Source organism: Pseudomonas sp. 18-147 (assembly GCF_051048045.1).
Lineage (GTDB): Bacteria > Pseudomonadota > Gammaproteobacteria > Pseudomonadales > Pseudomonadaceae > Pseudomonas > Pseudomonas aeruginosa.
Window position 1 is genome coordinate 2,651,356 of record NZ_CP182296.1, and the last position, 12,183, is coordinate 2,663,538.

General features: G+C 55.0%; 9 protein-coding genes. 5 read left to right on the plus strand and 4 right to left on the minus strand.

Features of this window, described 5'->3' with window-relative positions; genetic code table 11:
* The first annotated feature begins 70 nt into the window (after positions 1 to 70).
* The 5 genes from ACM0M4_RS12820 (at position 71) to ACM0M4_RS12840 (ending at position 6,310) form a co-directional block, all read left to right on the plus strand.
* Positions 71 to 2,485: a dynamin family protein gene (locus ACM0M4_RS12820; RefSeq protein WP_225030692.1), complete on the plus strand. Its 2,415-nt coding sequence runs from the start codon at positions 71 to 73 to the stop codon at positions 2,483 to 2,485.
* Positions 2,482 to 3,393, plus strand: coding sequence for a YjcZ-like family protein (locus ACM0M4_RS12825; protein WP_225030691.1), 912 nt, complete (start codon positions 2,482 to 2,484; stop codon positions 3,391 to 3,393). The genes ACM0M4_RS12820 and ACM0M4_RS12825 overlap by 4 nt, the downstream gene beginning before the upstream one ends.
* Positions 3,386 to 4,462 carry a patatin-like phospholipase family protein gene (locus ACM0M4_RS12830; RefSeq protein ID WP_225030690.1) on the plus strand — a complete coding sequence of 359 codons (1,077 nt, stop codon included), beginning with the start codon at positions 3,386 to 3,388 and terminating at the stop codon, positions 4,460 to 4,462. The genes ACM0M4_RS12825 and ACM0M4_RS12830 overlap by 8 nt, the downstream gene beginning before the upstream one ends.
* A gap of 2 nt (positions 4,463 to 4,464) precedes the next feature.
* Positions 4,465 to 5,226, plus strand: a complete 762-nt coding sequence (locus tag ACM0M4_RS12835; protein ID WP_225030689.1) for a ubiquinol-cytochrome C chaperone family protein — start codon at positions 4,465 to 4,467, stop codon at positions 5,224 to 5,226.
* A 79-nt stretch (positions 5,227 to 5,305) separates the two neighbouring features.
* Positions 5,306 to 6,310 (plus strand): helix-turn-helix transcriptional regulator, encoded by a 1,005-nt coding sequence (locus tag ACM0M4_RS12840; protein WP_225030721.1) that lies wholly within the window; start codon positions 5,306 to 5,308, stop codon positions 6,308 to 6,310.
* An 88-nt stretch (positions 6,311 to 6,398) separates the two neighbouring features.
* Here the strand turns inward: ACM0M4_RS12840 and ACM0M4_RS12845 are convergent, their stop codons facing one another.
* The 4 genes from ACM0M4_RS12845 to ACM0M4_RS12860 form a co-directional block, all read right to left on the minus strand.
* On the minus strand, positions 6,399 to 7,949 hold the full coding sequence (locus ACM0M4_RS12845; protein WP_225030688.1) for a DUF2357 domain-containing protein: 1,551 nt from the start codon (positions 7,947 to 7,949) through the stop codon (positions 6,399 to 6,401).
* A gap of 2 nt (positions 7,950 to 7,951) precedes the next feature.
* A complete protein-coding gene (locus ACM0M4_RS12850; protein WP_225030687.1) occupies positions 7,952 to 10,120 on the minus strand; it encodes an McrB family protein in 2,169 nt (722 codons plus the stop codon).
* A gap of 162 nt (positions 10,121 to 10,282) precedes the next feature.
* Entirely contained in the window at positions 10,283 to 10,990 is a 708-nt protein-coding gene (locus ACM0M4_RS12855; RefSeq protein WP_225030686.1) for a hypothetical protein, read from the minus strand.
* Between the two features lie 120 nt (positions 10,991 to 11,110).
* Positions 11,111 to 11,725: a hypothetical protein gene (locus ACM0M4_RS12860; protein WP_225030685.1), complete on the minus strand. Its 615-nt coding sequence runs from the start codon at positions 11,723 to 11,725 to the stop codon at positions 11,111 to 11,113.
* Between the last annotated feature and the right edge of the window lie 458 nt (positions 11,726 to 12,183).

A 12,183-nucleotide genomic window follows, 5' to 3' on the forward strand; every position in this document is an offset into this window, starting at 1 on the left:
AAGTGTGCTGCTGACGTAGCTCGCTCGTAATTTGCTGGCCTCAGAAAAGAGGCTCGTTCAAGGAGATGACATGCACGAAAACACCATCGCAATTCTTCAGGAAGAAGCGCGCAGGCTTCTTGATGTTGAAATTGACCTGCTAGAGCGGATGCAGGCCGAGCCTGGTGTGGTGGTAGATGAGCAGGATGGTGGGCATCAGACGTTCTCTAGCACTTCGATAGGTAAAGACATTGAGATGCTGCGTGGTGAGCGAGCCAAGCTAGAAAACCTAGATATGGTGCTGGCTGTCGTTGGGACGATGAAGGCAGGCAAATCCACCACCATCAATGCGATTGTTGGCACTGAGATTTTGCCGAATCGCAATAGACCGATGACTGCTCTGCCGACGCTGATCCGACACACTCCAGAGCAAATCGAACCTGTGCTGCGTTTGGAAAACAACGCTCCCATTAATGATCTGCTTGGCCAACTGTACGAGGTCTATCGCAGCCCGGCCGGTCAGCAGGCATTAGAGGGACTTGAGCGTACTGATGACATGCTGCAGCTACTGAGCATGATTCAGCGGCAGGAGCGCTTTGCAATGCGTTATGAGGGGCCTGAAGCTATTTTCGGATTCCTCAAGAGCCTCAACGACTTAGTGCGCTTGGCCGCAGTACTGGGTGTGGAGTTTCCATTCTCGAGCTATGACGAAGTCCACGAGCTGCCTGTCATCGAGGTACGCTTTGCTCACCTGAGCGAGACGGCCGAAGCCGGAGGGCGCCTCACTCTTCTGGACACTCCTGGACCAAATGAGTCCGGGCAGCCTCACCTGCGGAAGATGCTACGGGAGCAGCTAAGAAATGCTTCGGCAGTCCTGGCAGTCATGGATTTCACTCAGCTCAAGTCAGAGGCTGATGAGCAGGTTCGCCAGGACTTAGAGAGTATTTCTGAAATCTGCAGCGGTCGTATGTATGCCTTGGTCAATAAAATTGATCAGGCAAACCGGAATAGCGATAGCCCAGAGCAAATTCAGGCATTTGTCGCCGATACCCTCATGGGTAAGCGTCTGAAACGTGAACATGTGTTTCCCGTTTCTTCCAGCTTTGCATACTTGGCCAATCGCGCCCGCCATGAGTTGGCCAACGGACGGCGTTTGTCTGTTAGCGATGCTTGGGTCGGTGACTTCGGTGAGCTGGCTTTAGGGATGGACTGGGAAGAGGATATTGAGGACTCTGATGAGGTTCTACGCCGGGCTGATAAGCTGTGGAGGAAGTCCCAGTTCAGTGCGCCATTAGATAACGTTATCCGTATGGCGCATGGGCAAGCGGCAAAGCTTGCTATAGCTTCCGCGGCGTCAAAGCTAGTAGACATTTCTTATCGGCTCAGCCGCTTCCTAGAAGTTCGTGATACCGCGTTGGCCAAAAGCTCCAAGGAACTTGAGGACCAGATAACGTCACTGCTTGATGATGTCAGAAAAGTAGAATGCCTTGAGAGGGAAAGCCAAGATAAGGCTGAAAATGTACTGAAAAAAATTGATGCCGGCTTGGACAAGATCTTCAACGCCATTCACGGAAAAATTAGTCAGGAAATAGAAGAAGGGTTCAAGGCAGGGAAAGCCACTGAGAAGGAGCAGGCACGAGTCCGCGCGCAGCAAGATGCTTCACCTAAGGGGGTTATGGCGCTTGCAGGTTTTCTTATTTCTGGATTAAGTGTCGCGCGTGACCGCGGCAAGACGGGCTTTGGTTTTGAGTTTGACGAAAACAATCCGTTGATTGCTTTCGACAGCAAGGATGAAGCCACTGCATTGGTAGCAAAGATTGAAGAAGGTGTTCAGTACATTATCGCTGACGGCGAAAAGGAAATGGCGGGAAGTATTGACGTTTTGCTTTCGGGATTTCGCTCCACTTTTTCCAGTGACGTTAAGGCTGAGGCCATTAGTCTGATTGAAACGCTCAATGAACGCTTCAATCGTAGTGGGTTTGCAATTGACATCTGCCTTCCGGATACTGCTCCGCTCACTTTTAACTATTCGGCAAGTGAGTTGCTGGGAGAGGCGGTCGACAGCAAGCAGCGTACAGTAACCCGCTACCGGCGTAGTAGTGGTGTATGGGGGACGATTTGCAGTTGGTTCGATAGCTCTGACTGGGGGTGGGAATCCTATAAAGCAACCGAAGGCTACTACGAAGTGGATATCGATAGTGTTCGGAAAAAAATAGATGGCTCTGTTAATAACTTGTTCGAGGAGCTGCGCGAAGCGACCAATATAACAATCAAAGCGCCGTTGGAAGCTGGTGTTCACCAATTCTTTGAGCAGCTTAAGTTGACCTTGGAGAATATTCGGAGCGATTTGGCGCAAAGCCTAATTGATAAGCAAAGCAATCGAGGTGAGCAGGAGGCGTTGGCTCAGCGTCTTGCCGGTCTTAAGCGCCATGTGCCAGAAATCCGGAAAGACAGCGAAGAGCTCAAGAATGATGTACAGCCTGCTGCAGAGGGGATGTTGGCATGAGCGACGCCAGCGTGCTGAACTTGGACTCTGAAGTTATCCAACTACTCTCTTCCCTGCCGGAAAAGTTCGTAGTTGATTTTGCTAATGGCATCGATGTGGCCCGCGAGCGCCAGCGCTATATTGCTGGTAGAACTGCATTTTTCTCCCGGATGTACGATGGGCTTACTGGGCAGGGAGCACGACATCAAGCAGAAATCAATTCCAGCCTCACTGATGGTGTGGAGGGGGCACTAGAGTGGCTCAAAGATCTTAGTGGGTCTTTGGCCAAGAGCAATCACGCCATCGTCCAAGTAAATGCCAGAGTCAGTGCTCTTAAAGAGGACGCCGCCAAGATTGCAAATTACTCCATCGTCACTCGTCAGTGCTTAGAGCAGCTGTCCAATGAGTTGGAGGATAGGTGTGGGGCACTGGAGCAGGAGGTTGCTCGAATTGGAAGTTTGCAACAGGCCCAAGTCCATCTAGACGCCGTTTTTAGCAAGTGGGCCGCTGGCCGATTCAGCAGTTTCTCACTGTCAGGACGTTGTTACGCCGCTCTGGAGGAGTTGCGTTGGGGAGCGTTTGGCGATCATCTGCAGCGGCTCTCAGGGCACGAGCGTCAAAAACAATTGGAGCTGCTAGCCAATCGAGCCATCGTTCAACTAAGCCAAGACGCAAGTCTGAGTGTAGGGGAGCGGATTGGCACCCGAGACCGCTGGCTCGCCCTGCCGCAAGGGCGTCACGTACTGGCCGATGCAAGCGACGCTCTAGGGTACCTGGGCGATTGGGCTGACGCCGAGCACAATCCATTCACGTTCGTTGTTTCCCAGCAGCCTCAGGAGCTGCCGCTGCAAGTCCCACTCTTGGGATCCGCGCAGCGCTTCACTGAGACACTCATTAGTGAGCTTTTCCTGGAGGCGTGGCATGGCTGAGTCGATGAAGGTTGGTTTGGTTCTGTCTGGTGGTGGAGCTAAAGGTGCTTATCAAGTCGGCGTTCTCAAGGCTCTCAGGGAGCTAGGTACTCAAATTGATGCGGTTTCCGGCGCCAGCATCGGCGCGCTGAACGGTGGAGTATTGGCTTCTGCTCCGTCTCTGGACGTCGCGATTGCGCGCCTTGAGGAGCTTTGGGGGCGTTTGGCCAAGCAGTCACCCCTGAATATGAAAGTCCCAGGTTATCTGATGTTGCTTGCCGCCGCGGGCTTGCGGCTCCAGGGCGCAGGAGCTGCGCTAACAGCTGTGCATGCCGCTCAGGACATCGCTCGTCGATTAGATTATGAGCTGCCAGAATGGCTGGAGTTTCTTGAAGACAGCGTGCTCGACGACCAGCCACTCCAGGAGCTGATGGACGAGTACCTCGTCTCCGACGGACTCGAAACTGGTCTGCCGCTTTATGTCTCTATCTACAAGAGCAATGGAGGACTAACCGATCTTCTATCCGCTTTTAAAGCAGAGCTTGGTTTCGCCGATACTCCAGATTCTGAGTTTGTCCATATCCAGTCGAAGGAGCCCGCCGAGCGCAAGAAGCTTCTTCTGGCCTCCGCTGCGATCCCTATGTTGTTCAAACCCCGAACCATACAGGGGCAGCGTTATACCGATGGTGGTCAAGGTGGTTGGCAAACCATGCAGGGTAATACTCCGATTACGCCGCTGCTCAACTCTGGCTGCAATTTGATCATCGTGACCCATCTCAGCGATGGTTCGCCCTGGAGTCGACATGACTTCCCAGGCGCCACCATTCTGGAAATTCGCCCGAGTGAATCGCTCAACCGCGCTCAAGGCCCTCTAGGAGGAGCTCGTGACTTACTCGGTTTCGATGCTGACAAGATTCCGTCGTGGATTGAGCAGGGGTATCGCGACACCCTCGCATGTGTCGGCAGAGTCATGGACGCTCAAAAGAGTCGAAATGAACTGCGTGTCTCCGAGGCTGCGTTAGAGGCTATCGATCAACAGGGTGACCAAGCTGACAAGGCGCTTGCAGACGTAATGGCCAAGTTGAAATAGACATGAGTGATGTAAGCGAAGTCGGTGCGCTGGCACAGTTACTCGCCAAGGCGAATTTGGAATATCTCGATCTTTTGGTGGACTACATCACCGACGCCGGGAAAGGGCGCCTGATGTTGTCGTCCGCCAATTGCAGATCGCTGCTGAAGGCTAAAGCTGAGAGCGACTATTCGGAAATCAATTTGGAGCTGCTGGTCAGCGAGCTATTGCACTTCGGGGGCAACAGCATCGCCAACCTGTTGCGTAGCCAAGGCGCCTCTTGGGTATCGATCGTTGTAGATGTGCTCGATCATCTAAAAGGAAAGCGTGAAGAGGGAGACTCGATCATCGAGTTGGAGCGGCGGGTGCTTGTGCAGCTCCTTAGGCACTTTTGGAGCAAGTTGTCTGAAAGCGAACTTGGGCCTTTGTGCGAAGTGCTGGAGCTAAACGGTGTACCGGACCAGGACCAGCTGGAGGTTCTGCGCCAGGCCGTGATGGGAGCAACCGAGGTTGGGACGACGCTCGCGAAGATATTGGCCGCTGCTATGGCAAGTTCAACCTTCGGCGCCAGCGCGGCGTTTACTGGCCTGTCCTGGGGGGGCGCCGCAGCGGGAGTTGCGCAGTTTGCGGCTGGCCGTGGAGCCTCAATAGCGTTGGGGCCCATTGGACTGGCGCTGGGGGGGATCTGGGGCGCCTACAGCCTCACTGGGCCAGCTTTTCGCGTAACCGTACCTTGCGTGGTGTTGATTGCCTTGATCCGCCTTGAGGCGAGGCACCCAGGCTAATCTCATGTTCGTGCGGCTGGCCGGAAGCAATCTCAAGCTGGTCGGTCGTTGGAAGAGTGCAATAAGTAAAGGTAGTGCTATGTCTGAAGCGAAGGATACGCTGCTCAGGATGTTTGCTTTGCTACGCCTGATCCCCGAATTTCCCGGTCATATCGCATCGACAACGTTGTTGGAGAAGCTGCGCGACCGTGGCTTTTTTGTTGATATGCGTACAGTGCAGCGGGATCTAATTCGGCTTAGTACGCCTTTCTCGTTGATGTGTGATGAGAGCGTTACACCGTATCGCTGGAGCTTCACGAAGGATGCGGAGCTGGATCTGCGAGAAATGGACCCTTCCACCGCGCTAGTTCTGTATCTAGCCCAGGATCATTTGAAGAGTCTCTTGCCGCAAAGCGCACTCGACCTGCTGGCGCCTCAGTTTAACCGGGCTCGTAACTACCTGGATGGCTTGGGGCAGAACGGTTTATCGCATTGGGCGAGGCGTGTACGCGCAATCCCTAATGGGAGAGCTCTGGTGCCAGCACAAATCCCGCTACAAATCTGGGAGCAGGTATCGACTGCGTTGCTGGAGCATCGTCAATTGCGGGTTCTCTACCTCAGCCGCAGTAAGGCGGCACTAAAGGAGATGCGACTGCATCCTGTCGGCTTCATTTCACGCCATTCGATCAGCTATCTGATTGCTACGGTTGATGGTTACAGCGATGTCATTCAGTTTGCTGTGCACCGTATCCGTGAGGCTGAATGCCTTGATCTCCCTGCTGTGGAGCGCATGGCAGTAGATCTCGATGAATACCTAAACGGCGGTGGCTTCAACAGTGCAGGACCTGTGCCTACGGTGGAGCTGAAGGCTGATATTTCGCCTCAAATTGCCTGGCACTTGAGTGAGACGCCATTGAGCGAGGAGCAAAGTCTCGAGTCCCTACCTGGGTCGGATTGGAAACGTTTGCATGCTCGCGTGCCACAGGATCAGGAAACCCTGTGGTGGATATTCGGTTTGAACGAGAACATTCGCGTTCTTGCGCCGCAGGTTTGGGTGGATGCGGTCAAGGAGAAGCTAGAAAAGGTCCGGCAGATGTACGCCTGACAGCTGAGGATGCAGTGCCATCGGACTTCGCTGCTTACGCCGATGGCACTGCATTTACAGAGGAGTGGTGATGGCATGAGCCTCCCACTCAATGGCTTGAGGCGAGCAATTCTTCCAGTTGATCAACGATTGCCTTGGCATCATCGTCGCTTCCGAGCTCTGCCAGGCCGACTCCATGCTTTCGCCAGAAGTCTTTGCTTTGCAGCTGCACGACTGCCCCCCCGCGGGGGACTAGTAAAAGAGCGCAGGTCGGGCGATGACCGAACCAGCGCAAACTGTCATGGTAAATATGTGCTGAAGCCATGCCGTCGAGAACCCCTTCGCGGCTGGTCCTGTACTTAGCATCAAGTATCACGAACCTGCGTTGGTCCCCCAACTCCAGAGCAATCACGATGTCCGGAAAGCGTCGTTTCGAGAGACTAGAGAAACCTTGGTAAGGCTTTTTGTCGATGGCTGGGCATCGGACCTGAAGCCAGATTTTCAACGTGAGCCCCGGACCTTTTCCTCTCCAGCAAATGCAGTCGTCGCTCTGTGTCGGGTAGTGGCCTTTCCACTTTAGCGTCGGATGGCGTAATCGCAGCTGCTCGACGATTTTGATGTAGCACCAGCGCTCGTAGATCTCCCAGGTAGGGCTGATCCACAAGCTCTCATCGCTTGTCGTACCCAGCAGCCCGGGCCGTAGGCAGCGCCAGCCGAAACGGTAAGCCCGTGCATAGATGGGGTGCGCGGAGATTGCATTCAGTCCTGCCGCAGTGATGTGCCGAGCACTCAGGTGGCAGAAGGGCTCCATTCTCTGTTGGCGTCGCAGAGCTCGGTACAAGCTATCAAGGTAGGCGATACGCCTGTTCAGGCGTGGGGCTAGCTGTGAGCGGGTATCAGAGGTGCGTTCTGTTTCGGCAATACGTTCGAATGCTTGTACCGTCTCTCGGCAACGCAACATCACCTTATGAAGTATCGCCCCGAGCACCTGATTAGCTGGGTTGTCTTGATGCTCAAAAACCGCAGCGACCTCGAAGGTAGCTTGCGATGAGGGCAAGGTTACACCCTCTGATCTCGGCACCATTGTGCGGCTTTTAAGGGCCGCTCTGACTGTCGATGGTTCAAGGCGCCTAACTTGGTGGGCGCCTACTGCAACACGTTCGCGACGAAGCCTAGTCAGTGGTCTTTCTGTCACCTGTCGAAGAGCGGCCACTAGCGATTCTCCGTAACGGCGAAGGCGCGCGTATTGCAGGTGGGGGCTTGAGTCATCCCCATCCGTGCCAACGGAGAACTGGGCACTCTCAGTGCCGAACAGTAATTTGGCGTCGAAGGCAAAGATCTCATCCAGCATCGTCGCGAAAATGTCTCGGCCGAGCTTGTCGCCGCTGGGCGCGACATCAAGGCGGTAACTGGCGATGATAGAGCCGTGCAGGTCCGTAAGCTCCGCCGAAACCTCACCTGCGAAGTATCCTGGCTCCCAAAGCCAAACGGCTTCACCTTCGTGTAGCTGTTCAGGCAGCAGTGCGTCGTCAATGTAAAGCCGATGTTCTGGCAGTGCTCTGAATCGGTAGACGTCCAGCTCACCAAACCCCGACGTGAGTACGTCGGGGAGTATCGTGACCTCTGAGCCTTGTTCGTCGTAGCAGAGAAGACTCGTCATGATTAACGCCAGAAACGGGCGGAACCTAAGTGACGCAGGTCTTCGAGCATTTCCTTCACCTTGTTAGCGGAAGCTGTCAGTTCAGCTTTCGTCAGCGCCTCTAGGACCTGGCTGAATACCTTCTGTAAACGTGGACTATCTTCACCACGAAGCTTCGGAAGCACCTTCGCGTAAACAGCCTGGTCTAGCGCTTGGTTGAAGGGGATGACTTTGCCGCTCGCAGCTTCTTGGAGGTAGCCGATCACATCGTGCAGGGTCCGCCAGCCAAAGTGCAGGCGCATAGGCCGTAGTGCCTGGACGAGCTCAGTAAGCAGGTTTCGAACGAAGGTAACCTGCTCGGCCGGTAGCGAAGATGTCACCCAGCCCGGGAAAGCCCCCACGTCGATATCCCAGAATTCGATAACCGAAGCTCGATCGAGCACCTTGTCACTCAACCCATGAGTGGTCTCATCCATGTTCACGGTGCCAATGATTAGCAAATTGGCGGGGTAGGCGATGGAGGTAGGCACGTCACTGATGCCGTCGCCTAATGCGTGGAGTTCTATGTGATCGCCGGTCTCCATCGCTGAGAGCAACGGAGCCAGATACTGCTCCGGATGCGATAGATTCATTTCGTCCAGAATCAGCGTGTAAGGCGTGGTTGGGTCAGCGCTGGCACGTAGCAGGAAGTCCAGGCAGGCAGTGCGCACGTAGGTATCGGCTTCCAACGGGTTTACATACCCGAGAAGGCACGATGGGTCATGCCAGCCAGGCTGTACTGGCACGATCAGCAATCCTTCGTGAGGATTCTGGGCGTGTTGCCAGAGACTTAGCGCGTATCCTCGTGCCAACTGCGTTTTACCCGCCCCGCTAAGGCCCGTCAGCACGGCTAAGTGGCGACGGGAATGGCTCCAAAGCCCAGCATCCAGCTGGGCGATAAGCTCAGGTGGGAACTGGATTTCTGGAGCAAAGCCTTCAATGATTTCCATCAATGGCGGACGCCTGGCATTACCTGAGGCAGCCTCATTGGACTGGTCGCTGGCGCTAGACTCTGCCGCAGATGGCCCTGCTTTAAGCACACCAGGTGTCCAATGGATGCGAGCAACCCATTGCTCACCTCTTTCCGACAAGTGCAGTGTCTTTGAGTCGTCGAGCTCAACCAGTAGTAACGAGCGAAGCCAGCCCACCAGTGCGCTTGGTGCGAAGTTGGTGGTCCATCCCGGATTCACTTTGCGCAGAAGCTCATTGGCCTGCTGAGTGGATAGAGGGGAATGTCCGAGCGCATGTAGCAGATTGTCGAAGCCGAGGACTCGCGTAATCATCCAGTCGACGACTTCATCTGGATCACCTGACTCCAGAAAGGCTTCGCCCCGCGGCGTTAGTTGTAGGTCACTGCCTTGTGCTCGTAGCACCCCCCACTCGGCGATTAGCGCATTCAGCTGGGTGTTCAGCGAGGATCTCTTGGATGCAGGGTTCAGCGACTGAAGGTGTTGAATGAAGTCCTCGCGGGTGCATCCTTCACGAGCGAATTCGATCATCGCTAGTACGGTCGCCAACCCGCCGCCGATCGAAAGTAGGCCTCGGCGCCGGCGTTCTGCAGGTAGGGGATTGAGCAGCTCTTCGCCGGTTTCTGGGTCGGCTAGCTCCGTAGACTCTTGCTCAGGGCGTTGGACGTACGTCACATACAACAGCCATGGGAGAGTCATCCGCTCCACGCCGGCGGTAGTAAAGATGTCTGCTGCGGGACCTAGCACTTCATCCAGCCGGTCCAGCACCTTGCGATGAAGGATCTGGCGCGACTCACCTCGCTGGGCTGCTCCCATTGCGCTAGCGAGCTCGCGAAGTTTTCGGGAGTGCCCGATGGTGGTGAAGAATCCTGGGCATAGCACTGCGAATACACGGTACATCTTCAGCTTGGGGAAGCGCTTGACCAGCGGTGTTATAGCGGTGAACAGCGAGTTCCAGGTCTCAGTGATCAGCAGCTCCTGTTGAGCTCTTTCAAGATCTGGAAACCGTTTCTTCAGCCGCCACAGCTGCTCGATCACACCGTGATCCTGGGCAACCTTCGAAATATCGACTTGCCCCATTCCGGTGGATGTAACCTGCTCGCTATCCCACAAGTTGCGCTGGAACCGCTCGCTGAAGAAGGTTGGCTCGTCGACATCACGGACTTCCTGCAGCAGTTTCAGCAAGCCTGCCACCCAGTCTTGATTCCCCTTTTGCCCTAGGGATTGCTGCAAGGTTGTGTCGCATGCGTGCTTCAGTTGAGCATCGTCTTTCAGGTTTAGGACCATCGAGGAGCCATCTCCGGCGGAGTTATTACGGTTGAAAGAGGGGCGTAGCCTGCTGGGCGATCAGGCGAATTCCTGGAGTTTGTCGCGCTCTTCCAGTACCTCTTCAGTTACATGCCGTGCGCGATTTCCACGTCCGCTAGGTTGCATGACCACGCGAATGGATTCTTCCAGCGTCATGAGATTGTCATCGGCGTCCTCGCCAATCACGTAGGTGCGCGAGAAGGGGGCAAGGGCATGGGCGAGCTGCTCGATCATTGTCTCGCGGTCTGAAAGCTCGTCCTCGTCGAGCTCAAGCATCGACGCCATGATCGAGCAGTCGATCATCGTGGCCGGCAGCCACTCACAGCTTGACGCGTAGCCGGCGCACCACTTGACGTTTGTGCCCTGCATAAAGACCTCAATTCTGTCGGTGTCTGTCCCGGCGAAGCAGGCCCCAAGCATGATGCCGGTGATGTTCGTGCTCTTGGAGTGATCTCCGATTTCGAACAGGATGTCCTCCAACTTGACGCCCCCTACCTTACTTTTGCTGCCGTGCGCTGCGATGTAGATCACTGCATTGTTAAAGCGAGGGCTGCAAAGGATTTCGAGTGCCCGGTCGAAGCTTCGCTTGTCATAGAAGTTGGCGTGAAATACCTCGGTATCGCCGGCCAGCTTGGCAATGCCTTCAACAAAGGGCAGCACGCTTGAGCGGTTGCAGTCTCCGCCATCCAGTTCCCAAGGGTTTTCGAGGATCAGGATGGCTCTGTTGGAGTAGTGGTGTCTCGGCATTGTCTGGCTTCCTTGTCAGGGGGCCTGAAACATCAGGCATATGTTAAGAAAGGGGCGGATGGTTAGCGGAGGGTTGGCATGGCTCGACATTCTCTGACGGCGGCATTGCGTGCATGGGCGTCAGCCGAAAAGGGCTGCCTTGGTAAGGTCAGGGTCAGGATCGTTATCGTCGACCAGGTGTGCCATTTTCGTGAGGCTACGAGCTTGTGTCTCGTACTTCCCCCATAAGACGAGCATGTGCTCGAAAACCTGGCAGATGGCGTCTTTGGCGTGGAGGGGAAGTCCTTCTACATCTACGTAGTCATAGGTTTTTTGAAGGTGCTGTGACTCGAGATGCTCCTCAAGAATTGATTGCTGCTCAATCAGCAGGTTATAGCCTTCGTAGCACTCATCTCGTAGCTGATCTGCATATTGGCGGAAGTCCTGATCATCATCGCCAAAGTGCTCTTGGAGGTGCTCAGGAATGTCCTGCAAGCTGCGAAAGCGCCGGCGCTTCCCATCGCGACGGATCTGCGAGGCGAGCCACTCTTGTTCGTCGAAAGCCTGACCCTCTGGGAGGAAACCACACTGAGTGTTGGCGAGCTCCGCCTCTTCGACGCAATCCGAGACCTCATTCATGATTTCGCCTACGACTGTACCGGCGAAAAAAGGCGCGAGATGGGCCTGTAGGTCGTAGAAGTTTCCAAGATGCTCGTAGTAACGGGCAGCAGTTTGGTTCGCGTGTTGTAGGTCCATGAAAAAGCTCCCACGGCTTCTCAGGTGCATCAGGGGAGTGGCGTATCTTTGACTCAATGCGCAGAGACGGCCTATGTATGACGTCGTCTTGAGCTTGATGCTACCGAGGGTGGTGGCGCTGCGCCATCGGTCTTGCGTCAAGCACGCCCTTCAAGATCAATCATGTCCGGTGGACTTCAGGAACTGCTCTAGGCGTTCTTTAAGAATTTCCTTCTTGTTCGCAATGCGTACATCTAGCGAGGGATTCTGGCAATTAGGGCAGCCAGTGAACCACTCGAGAGGGCGTACCGGCACGTCACCTCTTGGGAGGAAGGTCTTCTTCCATGAGCAGTGACGGCAGGTCAGGGTGAGTGGTTGTGGCGGTGAAAACATGGTTGCATCCGTGGCCATCGATTGGCGGCAGCTTGGCTGCTATGGGCGACAGAATGTGTCGCTCATGGAGGCCGCTGGCCGCTGAA

Coding starts and splice junctions, on each gene's coding strand:
- ACM0M4_RS12820 (WP_225030692.1), top strand. CDS start 71: ATGCACGAAAACACCATCGCAATTCTTCAGGAAGAAGCGCGCAGGCTT.
- ACM0M4_RS12825 (WP_225030691.1), top strand. CDS start 2,482: ATGAGCGACGCCAGCGTGCTGAACTTGGACTCTGAAGTTATCCAACTA.
- ACM0M4_RS12830 (WP_225030690.1), top strand. CDS start 3,386: ATGGCTGAGTCGATGAAGGTTGGTTTGGTTCTGTCTGGTGGTGGAGCT.
- ACM0M4_RS12835 (WP_225030689.1), top strand. CDS start 4,465: ATGAGTGATGTAAGCGAAGTCGGTGCGCTGGCACAGTTACTCGCCAAG.
- ACM0M4_RS12840 (WP_225030721.1), top strand. CDS start 5,306: ATGTCTGAAGCGAAGGATACGCTGCTCAGGATGTTTGCTTTGCTACGC.
- ACM0M4_RS12845 (WP_225030688.1), bottom strand. CDS start 7,949: ATGACGAGTCTTCTCTGCTACGACGAACAAGGCTCAGAGGTCACGATA.
- ACM0M4_RS12855 (WP_225030686.1), bottom strand. CDS start 10,990: ATGCCGAGACACCACTACTCCAACAGAGCCATCCTGATCCTCGAAAAC.
- ACM0M4_RS12860 (WP_225030685.1), bottom strand. CDS start 11,725: ATGGACCTACAACACGCGAACCAAACTGCTGCCCGTTACTACGAGCAT.